General features: G+C 39.7%; 12 protein-coding genes and 1 pseudogene. 6 read left to right on the forward strand and 7 right to left on the reverse strand.

Annotated elements, in window-relative coordinates:
- Window positions 1–44 precede the first annotated feature (44 nt).
- The 3 genes from BM098_RS02315 (at window position 45) to BM098_RS02325 (ending at window position 3,868) form a co-directional block, all read left to right on the forward strand.
- A complete protein-coding gene (locus tag BM098_RS02315) occupies window positions 45–350 on the forward strand; it encodes a PTS sugar transporter subunit IIA (protein ID WP_062319679.1) in 306 nt (101 codons plus the stop codon).
- Window positions 351–364: 14 nt separating this feature from the next.
- Complete coding sequence (locus BM098_RS02320) at window positions 365–1,744, forward strand: glycoside hydrolase family 1 protein (protein ID WP_089829993.1); 1,380 nt, start codon at window positions 365–367, stop codon at window positions 1,742–1,744.
- 183 nt (window positions 1,745–1,927) lie between these two features.
- Window positions 1,928–3,868 carry a BglG family transcription antiterminator gene (locus BM098_RS02325; protein ID WP_089829994.1) on the forward strand — a complete coding sequence of 647 codons (1,941 nt, stop codon included), beginning with the start codon at window positions 1,928–1,930 and terminating at the stop codon, window positions 3,866–3,868.
- Between the two features lie 89 nt (window positions 3,869–3,957).
- Here BM098_RS02325 and BM098_RS02330 read toward each other — a convergent pair whose 3' ends face one another.
- The gene (locus BM098_RS02330; protein ID WP_089829995.1) at window positions 3,958–7,773 is read right to left on the reverse strand and encodes a glycosyl hydrolase; all 3,816 of its coding nucleotides are present in this window, start codon (window positions 7,771–7,773) and stop codon (window positions 3,958–3,960) included.
- A gap of 400 nt (window positions 7,774–8,173) precedes the next feature.
- Here BM098_RS02330 and BM098_RS02335 point away from each other — a divergent pair, with 400 nt between their 5' ends.
- Both BM098_RS02335 and manA read left to right on the forward strand, forming a co-directional pair.
- Window positions 8,174–9,085: an ROK family protein gene (locus BM098_RS02335; protein WP_089829996.1), complete on the forward strand. Its 912-nt coding sequence runs from the start codon at window positions 8,174–8,176 to the stop codon at window positions 9,083–9,085.
- Between the two features lie 97 nt (window positions 9,086–9,182).
- A complete protein-coding gene (gene manA, locus BM098_RS02340) occupies window positions 9,183–10,142 on the forward strand; it encodes a mannose-6-phosphate isomerase, class I (RefSeq protein ID WP_089829997.1) in 960 nt (319 codons plus the stop codon).
- 262 nt (window positions 10,143–10,404) lie between these two features.
- Here the strand turns inward: manA and BM098_RS02345 are convergent, their stop codons facing one another.
- From BM098_RS02345 to BM098_RS02355, 3 genes are all read right to left on the reverse strand, one after another.
- On the reverse strand, window positions 10,405–11,067 hold the full coding sequence (locus BM098_RS02345) for a Crp/Fnr family transcriptional regulator (RefSeq protein WP_159430088.1): 663 nt from the start codon (window positions 11,065–11,067) through the stop codon (window positions 10,405–10,407).
- Window positions 11,068–11,134: 67 nt separating this feature from the next.
- The gene (locus tag BM098_RS02350) at window positions 11,135–12,979 is read right to left on the reverse strand and encodes a heavy metal translocating P-type ATPase (protein WP_089829999.1); all 1,845 of its coding nucleotides are present in this window, start codon (window positions 12,977–12,979) and stop codon (window positions 11,135–11,137) included.
- 118 nt (window positions 12,980–13,097) lie between these two features.
- Window positions 13,098–13,304: a heavy-metal-associated domain-containing protein gene (locus BM098_RS02355; RefSeq protein ID WP_089830001.1), complete on the reverse strand. Its 207-nt coding sequence runs from the start codon at window positions 13,302–13,304 to the stop codon at window positions 13,098–13,100.
- Window positions 13,305–13,534: 230 nt separating this feature from the next.
- On the opposite strand from BM098_RS02355, the gene BM098_RS02360 reads away from it, so the two are divergent.
- Window positions 13,535–15,193, forward strand: a complete 1,659-nt coding sequence (locus tag BM098_RS02360) for a thiamine pyrophosphate-binding protein (RefSeq protein ID WP_089830003.1) — start codon at window positions 13,535–13,537, stop codon at window positions 15,191–15,193.
- A gap of 74 nt (window positions 15,194–15,267) precedes the next feature.
- On the opposite strand, the gene BM098_RS13955 is transcribed toward BM098_RS02360, so the two are convergent.
- The 3 genes and pseudogenes from BM098_RS13955 to BM098_RS02370 form a co-directional block, all read right to left on the reverse strand.
- Window positions 15,268–15,759, reverse strand: a complete 492-nt coding sequence (locus BM098_RS13955) for a methyl-accepting chemotaxis protein (RefSeq protein WP_373863173.1) — start codon at window positions 15,757–15,759, stop codon at window positions 15,268–15,270.
- A gap of 42 nt (window positions 15,760–15,801) precedes the next feature.
- A pseudogene (locus BM098_RS13960) lies at window positions 15,802–16,191 on the reverse strand (PAS domain-containing protein); the annotation flags it as partial.
- A gap of 412 nt (window positions 16,192–16,603) precedes the next feature.
- A complete protein-coding gene (locus BM098_RS02370) occupies window positions 16,604–18,292 on the reverse strand; it encodes a methyl-accepting chemotaxis protein (RefSeq protein WP_089830007.1) in 1,689 nt (562 codons plus the stop codon).
- Between the last annotated feature and the right edge of the window lie 109 nt (window positions 18,293–18,401).

Below are 18,401 nucleotides of genomic sequence, written 5' to 3' on the forward strand. Positions count from 1 at the left end.
TGCCTGGCCGGTATTATTTCAACGATTTAGAGGGGGACATCATTATGCAATCTATGACAGAAATCGCATTTCAAATTATTTTATTTGCCGGCAATGGTAAATCAAGCGCCATGGAAGCCATCCAAGAAGCAAAAGAAGGGGACTTCGAAGCCGCTGATGCTAAAATCACTGAAGCTAACGAAGAACTTTCACGTGCACACCGCTTCCAAACTGACTTACTTCAACAAGAAGCACGCGGTGACAGTAAAGATATTAACTTGATCTTAATTCATTCTCAGGATCACTTAATGACTTCGATGACTGTTCGCGATTTAGCAATTGAGATCATCGAAATTTATCGTAATAAATAAGAAAGGGGATCATTATGACAACACGTACATTTCCAAAAGACTTCTACTGGGGTTCTGCCGCTTCAGCTGAACAAACAGAAGGTAACCAACATGGCTCAAAAGTAAAAACAATTTGGGATCACTGGTATGACTTAGAACCTAATCGTTTTTTTGATGAGGTTGGTCCAAGTGAGACATCTGATTTTTACCATCGCTATAAAGAAGATATTAAAAATATGAAAGACTTTGGTCACAATAGCTTCCGCTTATCACTCTCTTGGGCACGCCTAATTGACGAATCAGGCCAATTAAATCAAGAGGCGGTTTCGTTCTATAATGATGTGATTGATACACTGATTGCTCATGATATTGAACCATTCGTCAATCTGTTTCACTTTGATATGCCGATGCACCTACAAGAACAAGGTGGTTTTGAGTCCCGCGCCGTCGTTGACCAATTTGCAGACTATGCCAAAACAGCTTTCTCACTTTTTAGCGACCGGGTAAAAGTCTGGTTCACCTTTAATGAACCGATTGTTCCAGTTGAAGGTGGCTATTTATATGACTTTCATTATCCAAATGTTGTTGACGCTAAACGCGCCTTTCAAGTCGCTTATCATACGATGATTGCTCATAAGAAAGCATGCGCCCATTATCACGCACACTATGATGGCAAGATTGGTATTATTCTTAACTTAACGCCGTCATATCCGAGAAGTCAGCATCCAAGCGATTTAAAAGCGAGCCACATTTGTGACTTGTTCTTTAATCGCAGTTTCTTAGATCCTGCCGTTAAAGGCGAATATCCAGAGGATTTGATCAACTTATTAAAAGACTATGATCATCTACCTGAGACAAAGCCTGAAGATGAGGCACTCCTAAAAGACAATCCGATTGATTTTCTTGGAGTGAATTACTATCAGCCGCGCCGCGTAAAAGCTAAAACCCATACACCGCATCCTGATAGTCCCTTCTTACCGGACTGGTTTTTTGATAACTATGAGATGCCAGGACGTAAGATGAACGTCTACCGAGGCTGGGAAATCTACGAAAAAGGCATTTACGATATTATGATTAACTTGCGCGACAACTATGACAATGTTGATTGCTTTATTTCAGAAAATGGTATGGGTGTTCAAAATGAAGAACGTTTTATTAAAGATGGACGGATTGAAGATGACTACCGAATTGACTTTATCTACAGACATTTAACCTGGCTTCACCGCGCAATTGAAGAAGGTTGTCACGTAAAAGGTTATCATTTATGGACGTTTATGGATAACTGGTCTTGGGCTAACGCCTACAAAAACCGTTACGGTTTCTTTTCAGTAGATTTAAAGACGAAGAATCGTACCGCTAAAAAGAGCGCTTACTGGTTTAAGCAATTAACAGAAGCGAATCAATTAACTAAATAATCTTGGTCATTTATACTCACTGCTTCATAAAGGCCCTGTAGCGCAATGCTTTTGCATTGCGCTCGTGCCTTATTATAGTTAAAAGTATACTTTGTTGAGATATTTCTTGGTAAAGTAAATGAGCGGTGGTTCCTCTGTTATAATAGACTTAAACAATATTCAAACAATAAGGAGGTGAATCCAGTGCATCATAGACAAACCACAATTTTAAAAGAACTTGTCGGTACTGATACTCCGTTAACTAGTCAGACACTTGCCAATATCCTTAATGTTAGCTCTCGAACCATTAGAGACGACATGAAAGAACTTGATCAAACGCTCATATCTTACGGTGCAACAATTACGTCAACCCGAGGAAAAGGTTATACATTAGCAATTCATGACGATCCATCATTTAGACAATTTTTAAAATCATATGTATATGAGCACTACGCCAATGACTTTTCACAACCTAACCAACGGATCAATTATTTAATTGAACGGTTTTTACTGGCTGATGCTCATATTAAAATGGATGAATTAATGGATGACATGCATGTCAGTCGCTCAACGATTCAAAGTGACTTGCGTCAAGTCAAAGAACAATTAAAAACGTATCAACTTACCCTCGAGCACAAACCGAATTATGGGATGAAGTTGATTGGCTCTGAAGTTAAGCGCCGCTTTGCCTTATCTCAATTCATATTTGACCAACGTGACATGCGCGAAACAATGATTTGGAAAAAGCAATTAACCGACCTAACCCATATAACCGACCAACAAATAAAAGCATTATGGGCATTACTCATTGATACAACCTCACGTCATCATATTTCTTTATCTGATATTGCTTTAAACAATTTATTTATTCATATCGCGATTGCTTATAAACGCATTAAAGACGGTCATGAAATTGATTTCCTCCAGTACGATTTGACTGATATACAGAATGAACGTGAGTATACGGTCGCAAAAGAAATCGTTAGCGCAAGTGAACAGATTTTAAATATTGATTTTCCTGAAACAGAAGTGTGCTACATTGCGATTCACTTACTCGGAACTAAAATTGTCACCCAAAAAAGTCAATCAGAAGATGACTTAAAACAATGGTTACCTGCACAAATTGTAGCCGTAACCGCACAAATACTTCAAACGATTGAAGCTAAACTCAACTTATCGATTCAACATGACCGCGAACTTATCCTTGGCCTTGGTTTACATTTAAAACCAGCGATGAACCGATTTAAGTACGGCATGAACATCAGAAATCCGATGCTTGAGGATATTAAAGCCAATTACCCGTTAGCCTTTGAAGCTGGCATTATTGCCGGTGTCGTACTAGAAGAAACACTCCAAGTTGCTATTGATGAAAATGAAGTTGGTTATTTAGCTCTTCATATTGGCGCGGCGATTGAACGACAAAAGCTAAAGGATAAGCCACTTGCTTGCTTTATTGTTTGCGCCTCTGGTCTTGGTAGTGCGCAACTGATTAAATATAAGTTACAAGCCATGTTTGGTTCTAAAATTAACATTCTAGGCACATCAGAGTTCTATAAAATCAATCAGCTGCCTTTTGAAGCTATTGACCTTATTATCAGCTCTGTCCCAATCAAACAGGATTTACCGGTACCCGTTGTCGAAGTAAACGCCATTTTGACAGAACAAGATCTCCATCAAGTAGAGACTTATTTTAAAACAGATTATAAAGATTTGATGCAATATATTGACCAGCGTGCCATTTTCTTAAAACAAGCCGCTTCATCAAAGGAAGCAGCCCTTAACTTTTTATATGAACAATTAAAAGCACCGCTGCAACTGCCAAACGATTATTTAATTCATGTGTTTGAGCGCGAAAAAATTGCCCCGACTGCCTACGGCAACTTAATCGCCATTCCCCATCCGATTACAGCACAAACAAAAAAGACCCACGTCAGTATTATGACATTAGATAAACCGATTGACTGGGGCGATAAGAAAGTTCAGTTTATTATTCTTTTAAATGTCGGAAAAGATACGAAAGAAGACTTACAATCTCTTTATGGTTTCATTACGAAACTTGTCGAAAATAAAAAGCATATTCAGCGTTTAACACAAATTGATACGTTACCCGCTTTTATCGATCAATTATTTTCGATGACACTTTGATGAGAAAGAATCACCAAAAAGAGTGGCAATGATACCCGCCACTCTTTTATTCACCTATCATTAAGACAATGCTTTTACTTTTTAATCCGTTAACGTAGCGATTGTCTACGCTTTTTTCTTTCTACGAAGAATAGTATGAATGCAGCTGCCATAACAACTATTGCCACTGACATAACGTTATACGTTGACGTCGCTGTTTCAGGCAATACTTCGCCCGAACCACTCTCATCTATCACATTTTCTTCAGCTGTTGCTCCTTCTTCACTCTCAACTACAATCACCCCGTAACTACTAAAGTGTTCAACTTCCGCATAAACAAGGCCGTTTTCTTGATCGATATCAATTGGATCTAGTAAGGCTTCTTGTTCACCCTGGTCATTGACATAGACAACTTTAATTATGTCAAGAGCTGCAACATCACTTAAATCAACATTAAAAGCTAATCTTACATGACCACCATCAAAATCAATCGCTTGACCTGATGTATCTAATAAAGTGAAAGCGACTAAATCACTGATTAAGTTTAAATCCGCACCAAGCGTATCCGTCATATTTTTAGTAGAAAACGTGACGTCACCATGCCCTTGTAGCATACCGACTGGAAGCCCGACTGTCACTGTATGATAGTTAAGCTCTAACCAATCAGTTTCATCAAGTGCACTTAATACTTCTTCTGTTATATTCATAACAGGCTTCACATTATCAACGATCCACGTATTGGGCTGGTCTTGTTTTTGTGTTAAATCTATTTGTTCATTTACGTCTGTGTCTTCCGCGTCTTCATCCGGCACCTGAGTTCCTGCATCTTCCTCCTCTTCACCTGGTGCTTCTGATGGAAGTTGGTCCAACGTTTCTACTATACTTATAGAATCAATATCAACGACTGCTTCTTTAGTTGATGCACCAATAAATTCAATACCAAGTTCACGTACAGCATTTAAGTTCTCGGCAGTTGATAAATCAAAAATCACATCAACATATTCCCCGTGCTTAAGTGTTGTTTCACCACTATCTAACCATGCCCAATCTTCACCAGTCTTAATGAAGACTTTAGCTTTTAGGGCATTTGCTTCTGTTTGGGTACTATCATACTTGATTCTTGCGACAATATAGTGATAGCCATCCAATGATTGACTAAAATTACGCTTAACTTCTGTTTTACCTTCTAAGTTAACCGTTCCATTTAGATGACCGGCTTTTACGTCAAAATCAGCACCAGAGAAATCCTCTTTTGATTCATCAAAGGTAAGATGAATCGGGTTAAGTTCTATCGGTCCGTTGTCTTCTTTATCTGGTACCGGGGCAGCCCCATCAATGTTTGTTGCTTTAATATCATCAAAGAAAAGCGTGCCTTCCCCTGTTTCTCCGCCCATATAAAGGGCAAATTGGGTCACTTGTTGAATCCGTTCCGAATCAATGATCGCCGTTTGGTTACTTTCCCAAGGTGCTGGCGCAAATTCACTAAATGGAATCGTCACAACCCCTTCATAAGCATCACTTAATGCCACGTTTGATTCAAAACTCACACCACCTACTTGAACTTGAACCGTCAAGTGTCTTTCGCCTTGCGCTTCATGGTTTAACCAGAAAGACACACCATTTGTCTCTGACCAATCAACGCCTCCAAGCGAAACCTGTTTGCCAGAGTATCCTGCACTGCCAAGCGTATAATCAAATGTCAGGCCATAATCACCTGATTGTTTTTCTGATTCTGATAACGAAACCGCAATTGGATCACCATTATCGCTGTAAGCACGATCGAGTAATGCATTATCTCCCATGTAACTTTCAAAATCATCCACTACAAGCGGGTCTTTTACCGTTTCACGGTAGACATTTTTCAAGGTTATATTATCAACAAAGAACGGATCATCAAAGGTTAGTTGTTTTCCGACAAGTGAGATAGCCAAACTTTCTGCCGATTCTACTTCCGGAAAATCCACGGTTGCTTTTACTAAATAATAATCTTTACCATCGACAGTGACAGTATCATAGTCATGCACATTTACCTCATGACTGTATTTTGTTTCCCAGTCCGGTGGCAACATCACTGTATTCACTAATGCCTTCTCACCAGCTGACACGGGAACATACACGTCATACTCAACCTGATTCACGGTTGCTAAATCAATAGTTGATACATTTGTTAGTTCCAGTTTAAGTTCTTGCCACCAAGCTTCAGGCTCCATATTCGTGACCTCAAGAGCAAGGGCGCCTCCATTAAAATCACTGTGACTTACTGACAACACAGGTGTATCCCCAGAAATATCTGAATATGTGCCATTTGTCTTAATGTCATCAATATCTTCAGTAAAGCCATACGTTTTGATTGGAAGTTCATCAATCGTCACAAAATAACGATGACTTTCTTCATCAATTAACGCGTCTGTTTCGTAGTAACGATAAGTTACATCGATGCTACTGTCGTTATAACTAGCAGCTGGCGTGTACTGAGCACTATAATAGCCGTCAGTTAGCATCAGCTCTATTTCTTCTCCGTTACCCACTTGATACGTCACCCGTGGATTATTTCCATGATTGACTTTCGTGCGCAATGTAATGGGTGCTTTCGTGATTTTTGTTCCGTTTGTTGGGTTTAAAACATACATGTCTTTTTCATGTTCAATTACTGTATAATCAACACTTTGGTTATAGACATTACCTCCATTCGCAAAAACGGTACGTGCATCATCATGGTAGTCTTTAAAAGTCGGGAGTAGTTCATGATCCCCTCCTAAATCGCCATTCACATCTTCATAAGGAACATACATATTATTTGGCAATCCAAAATTTGCCCATGTTAACATGTAAGAGGTTTCTTTTGCTTTTGGGAAGGCATCATTATTCATAATACCTTCTAATATTCTCATCCACCAATCAAGGGTATTTCCTGTTTCATTCATCCCTTGCGCGCTATAACCGAATTCAGTTAAAGCTGATACTTTCCCGCGCGCCTGCGCTTCTTCTGCAAGCATTTGTAAATCGCCCGCTAACCTATTAATCCACGCTTCACTACCGGCATTATTTTTATTATCATAACTATCAATACCTATAATATCAACGTAATCATCACCTGGATACGTCTCAAAATAATGCTCTTTATCTCCACTTGGTCCAGAATTCGGAGAAAAACCAATTAAAATATTATTATTGCCATGTTCATGTAAGTAATCAACGGTATAGCGGAAAATCGCTTTATAATCTTCTGGTGTTGTTGAACTTTGCCCCCACCAGAACCAAGAGCCTGTCTGTTCATGAAATGGACGGAAAATAATCGGAATCGCTTCACCGTTTTTATCCACGACTTTATGTGATAAATCGACAATTTGATCAAGCCAAGCATTGAACACTTCATGCTTACTTTGACCTGGGAGTATCTCTCTTACCACGTTACCAGCGGTATCTTTATAGTTACCACCCGTTACAAAGTTATTCGGGTGCATACTAAGGGTAACGATCCCGCCAAGTTCATGGGCTTTTTTCATTGATGCCGCCAAATTATTTAGTCTTTCTTCATACGATAATGCAACATCACCAATCGCATTACCTGGACGCTCACGTCCATCTAAACTATTCGTATCCCAACCGAACACAGCTGGATATTCACCCACTGCATTTTTAACTTCTGACTGATCAGATGCGACGCGATTACCGTCATTCTTTAAGGTAATCCCTTCATCAATCGCATGTTGTTGACCGAAAAGAATTTCATCGCCACCTAAACCTTTTAAATACGCAAATAATTCCTTTGTATACGTCGATGCATCAGGATTAGACAGTTTTAATTCCACTCCCTCTTCTTCTGCTGCTTCAACTTCTACATAGGGTAAAACCATTTGTAGCGTAAGAATCATCAGCATCACGCTTGCCATACCTCGTATAAATATTCGTTTGTACTTCTTCATTCATTCAACGCCTCCTTCGATTTTTGAAACCGCTATCATTTACCATTATATATCATTAAGTAATATTTTCAATAATAAACTTAATTTTTTTATAAGTTATTTACTTTTTAAGTTAACTTATATTTAATATTTACTCACTTTTTTCATTTTATCCTTCGCATATATTCACTTTTCCTTTATTAATAACATACTAGTCATCTCACTAAAAACATGTTATATAAGTTTTTAAAGACATTTACCAGCATGAATCCTGTATTTTTATACCGCATAAAACTTTAAGTTAACGTTAACTTAAAGTAATGAATGATAATGCTTTGATTATCGTTGAACATCCCGATGGAAAATGATAAACTTTAAGTAGTCAACCAAACGTTAAATAACACATAAAAGGGGAAATCACATGTATGCTTTAGGTATTGATATTGGCGGAACAAAAATCGCCTTAGCTATTGTGACCACACAAGGCACTGTCATTGGTCAGGATAAACTTGCGACCGACCAAATGATTGAACCAAAAGAAATGATCGATACAATCGCTACCCGTGCAAAACACTTATTATTAGCACACAATATTAAAGAAGACGAACTATATGGTATCGGCATTGGTGCCCCCGGACCGCTAGATAGCGAGCGCGGGATGATTACCTATCCACCTAACTTACCGCGCTGGCGCAATGTGCCTATAGTGAAGCTAATGGCGACGCACTTTTCAGTTCCTATCCGTTTAGAGAATGACGCCTCAGCCGCTGCCGTTGCTGAACACACCTTTGGAGCAAGTAAAGACTACAACGATAGCCTTTATGTAACAATTAGTACTGGCATTGGCGCTGGCATTATTTCAGGAAATACGCTCATTTCTGGCAGTAAAGGTAATGCAGGTGACATTGGTCATATGGTGATTGATCCATCATTTGGCGAATGCGTGTGTGGACAATACGGATGCTTTGAACATATTTGTTCCGGAACAGCGATTAGCCGGGAAGTATCAAAACTAAAAGGGATAAATATTTCTACCGAAGAGGCTTTTCGTCTTTATGAGACACACGACGCTGACATTGTCCCTTATCTTGATACCGTCATTGAACGGATGGGGATGGCCTTCGTTTCACTTATTAACACACTCGACCCTGAGATTATCGTTGTTGGGGGCGGGGTAAGCCAGGCGGGTGATAGACTATTTAAACCGATTCGTCAGTATGTTAAACGATTTACTCTTAATAAAGAGGCAGGCGACACACCAATTGTTTTGGCAAAACTTAACCAAGAGGCAGGTGTCATTGGAGCTGCGGCACTTTCCTTTCCACTTAAATAAAAAAACACCTGTCTTGGCTTTTAATCTATGCACAGACAAGCTATACTAATAAGGAATTGACGTATAAAACTACAAAACAAACATAAGGAGCGTAACTATGACAACACAACCATTATTTTTATCCCCTGCCCTGCAAGAACGTATTTGGGGCGGAGATAAGTTGAAAACGGAGTTTAACTATGAAATTCCTTCAAACAAAACCGGTGAAGCATGGGTTATCTCAGCACACGAAAATGGCCCAAGCACAATTGAAAACGGTCCTCTTAAAGGACAGACGCTGACAGAAGCATGGGAAAATCATCGCGATTACTTTAACCGGAGCGAAACCGATACCGAAGCTTATCCTTTACTCGTTAAAATTTTAGATGCGGCCAAAGATTTGTCTGTTCAAGTTCATCCGGATGATACTTACGCACGTGAACAAGAAGGCGTACCATATGGCAAGACAGAATGCTGGTATGTGCTTGATGCTGAAGCAGATGCTAAAATTGTTTTTGGTCACCATGCGAATACAACTGAGGAACTTCAAACACTCGCTGAAAACGGTGAGTGGGAAAAGTTATTGCGCTACGTACCAGTGAAAAAAGGCGATTTTATTTACGTACCAAGTGGTTCTATTCACGCGATTGGGGCAGGAATTGTTATTTTAGAAACCCAACAAAGCTCTGATATTACTTACCGCGTCTATGATTATGATCGTACGGATGATGCGGGTAACACACGCGAATTGCACCTTACTCAGTCTATAGATGTCACCACAGCACCTCACAAAGACCCTGAACTAAAACAAACAGAAACAACAGAAGGTGACCTTGCGGTTACTCAATTAGTAAAAGAACACTATTTCACAGTAGAGAAATGGACTTTAGCGGGCAACGTAACCAAATCACAAAATCAAGATTTCCTTCAATTAAGTGTGATTGACGGAGAGGGTACACTTACCGTTAATGATGAAGCCTATCCTATTAAAAAAGGCACACACTTTATCTTGCCACATGGTGTTAAAACATTTGATTTAGTCGGTGACATGACCCTGATTACGTCATTCACATCATAACTTTTACGCTGTCACCATTATGTGGCAGCGTATTTTAATGGGACTTAAAAGAAAACAGCCATCATCAAACTTAACTTATTTTTTCTTTTCATCTTCATAAGTTCTTCACTTCTTCTTCGTATACTTAAAGTATTAAGAAAAAGGAGGCACAAAAATCGAAATAAATTATTGGTTTATCTAAAATAGACCCTAAAGAGGGAGACTTTATTTTAGCGTCCATTCTTTAGGGTCTATTTTACTATATAGCTGGTCCTTTTACTTATTATAAAGGTTTTAAAATCATAAAAGATTTAGGTCCGAGTTTTTTTAGCTCACCGTTTTTTTCTAATCGTTTAATTGCCCGGCTAATACTTTCAGGTGTCGTCCCTAGGTGACTGGCTAAATCTTTTTGTTTCATCGGCAACTCACATTTAACTGGTGGTTGTGCTGTTAGCACCAATTGATGGAGAAAGTTTTTTAACCTAACATCAACCGGACCTGATGTGGCTTGTTGCAGCGCACGTTCGGATTCATCTAAGCGATGAGCAAGATGCTTCAACAATGTTAAAGCAATCGGTGGATACGACGTCAATAGCACATCAATATCACCCTGTCTAATATGACAAACTTGGCTATCTTCCACCGCCTCAGCGAAAACATCATGATCTTGGTCTAAAAATAAAGCTAATTCTCCGGTGAAATCCCCTGGTAGTAACAGGCGAACCAGTTGGTCTTTTCCGTCTTCATTTGAACGATATAATTTCACTTTCCCAGTGTGCACGACGTAGAGACCGGTTGAGGCATCACCTGCTTTAAACAAGAAACTACCGGCTGAAAACGGCTTTGAATGAACGACTTTCATTACCTCCATTAACTGCTCCTCTGGTAGATGATTAAATATTGGGACGCGTCTCACACATCCCGTCATATGCTGACATCCACTCATGCTTCTCCCCCCTATCGTCATCCTTAAGTTAAATCTTATCACCATTTACCCTTAGTGATGACCTTTATTATTTCGGTTGATAACGAATTAACCGCATACCATTTAAAATAACAATGAGGACACTTGCCTCATGAACAAACATACCTGATGCTAGATGTATCGTACCATTTAACACGCCGAGAAGTAAAAAGAAAACCGTCAGTAAAGCAATCGCGATATTTTGCGTCCGGTTTTTCACCGTCGCTTTGGCAAGGCGATAAGCATGAACAAGCTTATCTAATCGGTCGTTCATCACGACCACATCCGCTGTTTCAATTGCTACATCAGTACCTGATAATCCCATCGCAATACCGATATCACTGAGTGCTAAAGCTGGAGCGTCATTGACACCATCTCCTACCATCACGACTTTTTCTCCTTTTTGTTGTCGTTGTTTAATTTCCTCTAGTTTATCTTTCGGTTGTAATTCCGCTCGAACAGAAGTGATCCCTAATTGTTTTGCGACATATTGCGCTGTTTTCTCGTTATCACCTGTCAACATCACTAAGTCACGGGCACCGTTATGTTTAAGAGCAGCTAACGCTGTTTTTGCTTCTTCTCTCATCACATCATTAATGACGAGGTAACCAATAACACGCGCTTCTTTTGCGACAATGACAACTGTTTTACCCTCAGCTTCTTCTGCTTCAATTTGTTTATTTACTGCTGACGTTATCTCAATACTTTGCGCATCCATTAATCGGCGATTACCAATCGTATATTGTTGACCATCAAAAAAGCCACATAAGCCTTGACCTTTTATAAGGGTAACATCTAAATGCTGATCCGTTAAACTATGCGTTTTCTTCGCATAATCCACAATCGCCCGTCCCAAATGATGTTCAGAGTGACGCTCAAGTTCTGCGACTTCAAATAACCAGTCCGCTTCAATAAATGAAACGACATTTGTAACAGCCGGCTCGCCTTTTGTTAGAGTGCCAGTTTTATCAAACATAAATGTTGTGGCTTGTTTAAAGCGATCAACAGCGTCGCCACCTTTTAATAACACACCATTTTTAGCCGCATTACCAATCCCACTCACATTAGATACTGGCGCACCAATCACAAGCGCACCTGGACACGCAATTACTAAAAAGGTAATCGCTAAGTGCAAGTTTTGCGTCATTAAATAAACAATCACACTTAATATAACGACGCCTGGTGTATAATATTGACTAAAACGATCGAGAAACTTTTCTGTTTGCGACTTTTGATCTTGTGCTTCTTCCACCAATTCGATAATTTGATTAAAGGCCGTATCTTCTCCGACTTTTTTCGCTTGTACTTTAATATAACCTTCATCGACAATCGTTCCACTAAAGACCGCTTCACCGGTTGTTTTTTCCCTCGGCACACTTTCACCCGTCATCATCGCTTCATTTAATTGTGCTTCACCTGAAATAATCGCCCCATCAACCGGAACCTTTCCGCCCGCTTTTACAATCACAATATCATCAAGCGCAACGTCACCAACAGCGACCTTAACCTCTTGTCCATCTTTTAAGAGAATGGCCTCATCTGGTGCGAGTGCCATCAGCGACTGGATTGATTCCCTCGTGCGCGCTAACGTGCGCGCTTCTAAGAAACTACCAAATAAAAACAAAAACCCTACAACACTACTTTCGACGTATTCACCGATGACAATCGCACCGATGATCGCAATTGAAACGAGTAAATCAATACTCATATATTTAAATTTAAGTGCCTGTAAGGCAAAATAAACAATTGGGATACCTGTCAGTACCGTTGCTACAACGAGTAATATATCAATTGAATGATTTGCACCAATTAAATTAAGAAGAAAGGCTAGTGCAATAACTAGTCCCGAACTAATCATGGCGATTGATTTAAACTTCGTCATTTTTTGAGCCATGAGCTTGTCTCCCCTTTTCATTTCAATGAGCTGTTTAGCCCATTTATTACTAAATAATTATAATTGCTTTGATTTCCCTTAAACAGAAACTCCCCCTCAAAGTAAGGGAGACACCTGGTTAACCTCTTATTGTATAACCCAACTTTTCAATAACCATTTCAATATCATGACGCGTTACGGTTGCCTCATCAAAATCAACTTTTACTTTACTCGAGTTAAACAATACCTCGACACTATTCACCCCGTCTTGTTGTTTGACACCTGATTCTATTTTCTTTACACAACTTGGGCAGCCCAGTTGGTTTAATTTAATTGTTTCTAACATGTTTGTTTCCTCCTTTGTTTGTTGTTAACTCCACTATAACGGAGAAATCATGATTAAAAATTGATGCACGTCAAGTTATAAATTATTTCTTTTTGAACGTTTTGTGAACCTTTCTTTTTTTCTATTCCTTTACGTATAGAAAGTGATATGATGACGTTACTTTATTTTTTAGAATATTTAAAATAGTTAAACATTAATACATTTATTTCACCTTACTAGGAGGAACGCTCATGATTATTGCTACACCGACAAAAACAAACCTGAGCCATCATTTTACAAAACTATTAAAGGCGCATCACATTAACCATACTTTCATAACTGGTCAACCGTTACCGTTTTTAGCTGACCAACCCGATTTCCCCGTCACCTCACTCGTTCATGACCAAGCAACGGTCCATGCAGCGGATGGCTATAGCCGGGCAACAGGCGCTGTGGGCGTCTGTTTTTTATACAATCATCAAGCTATACCGAGTGCGATTACGGCGATGGCGACAGCGAAATTAGATTCTGTTCCCCTCGTTATCTTACTCCAGTCATCTGATCATGAATCACGGCTCAGCGCTGACACTTTTTCGATGACGCAAGCTTTAATAAAAGACTATGTTCCGGTAAGAGGTAAAGATGAGCTTTTACCTCGGGTCGATGACAGTCTGAAGCTTGCCAAAACTGGTCGACCAGGTATTGTTATTGTTGATGTTGATTTTCAACTTTTTAATGCGGAAATAGATGCTACATTTAACCCAACTGATACTTCAGTATCATCTACCAAAAAACAAATCAAAGATGATAAAATGACCGAAATACTGACGGCACTAAAGGAAGCCAAACAACCGGTGATCCTTGTTGGTGGCGGTACGGTAATAGGCAATGCTTCTCGTGAACTTGATTACTTTATCAAACAGACAAGCATCCCGTTTGTAAGTACATTAATGGGACTTGGCGCCATTGATGAAGACCACCCACTTCACTTAGGGATGGTTGGCATGCACGGGACTTATAGCGCTAACCGTGCGGTCCATAAAGCTGACTTACTAATTTGTCTTGGCGTCCGGTTCTCTGACCGTATTACCGGAAAAATTAAAGGCTTTTCACCACATTCGAAAAAGATACAAGTTGACATTGACCCAGCAGAAATCAATAAGTTGATTTCCGTCGAGCTTCCGATTATTGGCGATGTTAAAAATGTCTTATCTGAGTTAAATCAACAGGCACTTCCTCAAGCTTTAGACACTTGGCAAACAGAAGCATGTTCCTGGCAACAAACATCGGCTAAATTTCATAAAGTCACGCATGAATCATTAGATCCTTCGGTTATTCTGACAACTCTTCAACAAGTTGCTCAGTCAGATTGTCTGGTTGCGACCGATGTCGGTCAACATCAAATGTGGACGGCCCATCATTTTAGATTACGCGGTCCAAGGCAATTCCTTACGTCTGGCGGATTTGGCACTATGGGCTACGGCCTGCCCGCTGCGATTGGCGGGGCGAGAAAGACGCCAAATCAACAAGTGATTTTAGTTACAGGAGACGGCAGCTTTCAAATGAACCTCCAAGAGCTGATGACAGTAAGTAGAGAACGACTTAATATTAAAATAGCTATTTTCCAAAACGGTTACTTGGGGATGGTTCGTCAGTGGCAACAATTATTCTATCAACGGCAGTATTCTGAAGTGAAAATTACCTCTCCTGATTTCACATTACTCGCATCAAGTTACGGGATAAATAGCGGTCAAGCCCACACGAGTGATGAAGCTCACGCCCTTATTAAACGTGCGATGGCGACTGATGGTCCGTTTGTGATGAGTTTTACGATTGAAGACGAGAAAAATGTTTATCCGATCGTTCCACCTGGTGGTAGCAACACTGAAGCGTTATTAGACGGTGAGTAATATTCAAAGAAATAGAAACAACCACAGAGTAAACATACTCTGTGGTTAGCTTTTCTAGTGATTCCCTTATATTTTTATACAATCGTTGTAACTTCTCCTGCTTGTTTAGATAACTGTTCGGCCGCATCTAATACATTATCAAAATCCGTTGTTGCGGTATTGACTTCTACTTTTGTTTGCTTAATATTATCTTGAACTTCTTTAGCATCACTGACAATTTGTGAAATTTCACTGGTGATTTGATCAATGTTTTGACGAATCTCTCCGATGGATTGATCGACACCTGTTGCTAATTTTCTTACCTCATCGGCAACAACACTAAACCCGCGTCCATGCTCACCCGCTCGGGCCGCTTCAATGGCCGCATTTAAAGCAAGCAAGTTCGTTTGTGAAGCGATGCCACGAATCGTTTTAACGATATCTTGAATTGATTCGGTATTGCCTTGAAGTGTTTCTAATGTTTTTTGCGAGACATCATAAGCTCGATCAATTTGATCAACTTGTTTGGCGATAGCTTGACTACGATTTATACCAGTTCGTGCGCGTTCATTTAACACTGAAGACATTTCACTAAGTTGCTCAACGACACTAGTAATCGTATCTTGGCGGTCCGTTATATCTGTTGCGACTTTTACGACACCAACTACTTCACCTGATTGATCCTTCAGTGGCATATAGGTCGCTTCAAGCCATACGCGTTCACCTGACTTTGCTTTTCGATCAATTTTATCTTGAAAACTTTCCCCATTATACAAATCATTCCAAAAGTCATCATACACCTTTGTTTTACTAAAGCTATCAAAACACAGTTCCTTGTGGTGCATGCCTTTCATCTCTTCTGGTCGGTATCCTACCGTTTGCGCAAATAAAGGGTTCACATAAGATACCCGGCGCTGCATGTCAAATTGTATAATCGCTAAGTTACTTTCTAGCGCTTCGATAATCAGTTCACTTGATTCACAATTTTGAAATAATTTTGTTTCCATCTTTTCCTCCATCTGGACTCCGCTTCAAATATAGGCCCTCTACAATATCTATTGATTAATCCATGTCATAACCCTTACTTTATTACTATCGACATGATTTATTAAATTATTAGTATTCGCTTATACATTAACTATACGTAGGTTATCCAATATATTCTGCATAGTCAAATGTTTCGACTTAAGAGAAAAAGATTTTAAAAAATCGAGTAGGAGGTAGGTGATTAGTTCACCTTCCGTTTCATATCACTATGAACGTTTGGACTAAAAAATAGAGATCTCCCCGGGTAAGAGTAGTCACTTTCCACTCATGTCACTGCTTCATTTACTCAATGAAATTTCGGACAGTATTGGACTTCATCTTGTGGTGCCGGGCGCACAACAAAAACCCCGCTCCCAACCAAACGTTGGAGCGGGGAAACAATCGTTAGGAAATTGTTTTAAAGTGACTCACTTCTTTATTCAAGCTCTCTGCAAGTTCTGCGAGTGTATTCGCACTTGATGAAATTTCATTCATTGAACTTGCTGACTGCTCAGACGAAGCTGCTGTTTGTTCAATACCTGCAGCTGACTCTTCTGATACCGAAGCAATTTCTTCAATCGATGTATTAATTAATACACTTTCATTGGTCACATCAGAAAGTGTCGATGTGACGTATTCAATTCTTTCAACCATTTTTTTAATGGCATCATTTATTTCATTGAAATTCTGACCTGTTTGGGCCATCTGCACCGTACCGGTATTCACTTCATTGTAGCCAGCTTCTAACGCACCGACGACTTCTTTTGTATCGCCTTGAATACCTTGAATAATCGTCGTAATTTCTCTTACAGAAGCTGATACATTTTCTGCTAATTTTCTTACTTCATCGGCAACAACCGCAAACCCTGCACCATGCTCACCCGCACGAGCCGCTTCAATCGCCGCATTAAGCGCCAAGAGATTGGTTTGTTCGGCGATATCTTGAATCACATCAACCAGTTTTGATACTTGATTTGAACGTTGTTCTAAACTTGAAACTTTCTTCACGGCATCATTAACAATCGTATCAATTTTCAACATTTGGTTGAGGGCCTGTTCCATCATCTTATAGCCTTCATCTGTCTTCTCAATCACAGTAATCGATTCTTCTGAAACATTTTCTGTCTTCTCATTTGCATCTGCGATACGTTTTAAGAAAAGTTCCATTTTCTCAGATAACGTGGATACCGTGTGGGCTTGCGTTTCAGACCCAGATGATAATTCTTGCATTGTTGACGCAATTTGTTCAGAGCCTTCACGCACTTCGAGGGATGATTGTGTCAGTTCTTCACTTGAACTAGAGACACGTTCAGCCGCATTAGACACACTTCGAATCACTGCTTGCAGGTCTTCTTGCATCATATTCATTGATTCAGTTAATTCACCAATTTCATCTTTACGTTTATTTTTCAGTAACTCACCCGTTAAATCACCTTGAGCAACTGCCGCTAAACGACTGGCTACTCGTTTCAATGGATTAGCAACATAGCGCCCCATTAATGTTCCTAGAATAATAGCGATAATCATTGCCCCTGCCGCGATAAATAATATAATCGAACGCGTCCACTCAAAGGTCGTCTCTCCTTTTTCATAGTCGCCTTCAGCAATCGTTAAGCTTATATCACGTAACTGATAAAGTGTCTCGCGAAAAACGCGAAAATCTTCTTCTGCTTCTTGGACACCGCGCTCGGCTACAAAAAAGGCATCATTCGACATCTTTGTTGCATTGTCACGCGCTTTAGCACTATATGTATTCCAGTCTTCTCGCAGTTGTGCACTTAATTCTTCCTCTTCTGGTTCCCGATTAAATGCATCAAATTGATCTAACAATCGATCCATAGAATCAATGGTTTCGAGTGCCTCTTCACCTCTTGCAGTTTCTTCTTCGGCAATCCCTGATAATAATTGCACCTGCAAGTTTTCACCTGTTTGAATCATTTCTGTCATGACACCTAGTGGTTGAACGCGGTTATGGTACAATAACCTAGCATTTTCCTGAATCGCACTCATACCCCAAACACCGGCTGCACCAACAATTAATACAAGTAGTACAACGACGATGTAAGAACTAATTAACTTTCCTTTCATTTTCATCCTGTTACCCCCTAAAAATATATCATCTTCCTATTCATTATATCGGCTAATGTGACCATTTGCGAACAATTATCACAAAAAAAATTAACTTTATTTTGCCAAGTGCACA

The organism is Halolactibacillus halophilus (genome assembly GCF_900115605.1).
In the GTDB taxonomy this organism is placed as follows: Bacteria; Bacillota; Bacilli; order Bacillales; family Amphibacillaceae; genus Halolactibacillus; species Halolactibacillus halophilus.

Coding starts and splice junctions, on each gene's coding strand:
- BM098_RS02315 (WP_062319679.1), top strand. CDS start 45: ATGCAATCTATGACAGAAATCGCATTTCAAATTATTTTATTTGCCGGC.
- BM098_RS02320 (WP_089829993.1), top strand. CDS start 365: ATGACAACACGTACATTTCCAAAAGACTTCTACTGGGGTTCTGCCGCT.
- BM098_RS02330 (WP_089829995.1), bottom strand. CDS start 7,773: ATGAAGAAGTACAAACGAATATTTATACGAGGTATGGCAAGCGTGATG.
- BM098_RS02335 (WP_089829996.1), top strand. CDS start 8,174: ATGTATGCTTTAGGTATTGATATTGGCGGAACAAAAATCGCCTTAGCT.
- manA (WP_089829997.1), top strand. CDS start 9,183: ATGACAACACAACCATTATTTTTATCCCCTGCCCTGCAAGAACGTATT.
- BM098_RS02345 (WP_159430088.1), bottom strand. CDS start 11,067: ATGAGTGGATGTCAGCATATGACGGGATGTGTGAGACGCGTCCCAATA.
- BM098_RS02350 (WP_089829999.1), bottom strand. CDS start 12,979: ATGGCTCAAAAAATGACGAAGTTTAAATCAATCGCCATGATTAGTTCG.
- BM098_RS02355 (WP_089830001.1), bottom strand. CDS start 13,304: ATGTTAGAAACAATTAAATTAAACCAACTGGGCTGCCCAAGTTGTGTA.
- BM098_RS02360 (WP_089830003.1), top strand. CDS start 13,535: ATGATTATTGCTACACCGACAAAAACAAACCTGAGCCATCATTTTACA.
- BM098_RS13955 (WP_373863173.1), bottom strand. CDS start 15,759: ATGTCTTCAGTGTTAAATGAACGCGCACGAACTGGTATAAATCGTAGT.
- BM098_RS02370 (WP_089830007.1), bottom strand. CDS start 18,292: ATGAAAATGAAAGGAAAGTTAATTAGTTCTTACATCGTCGTTGTACTA.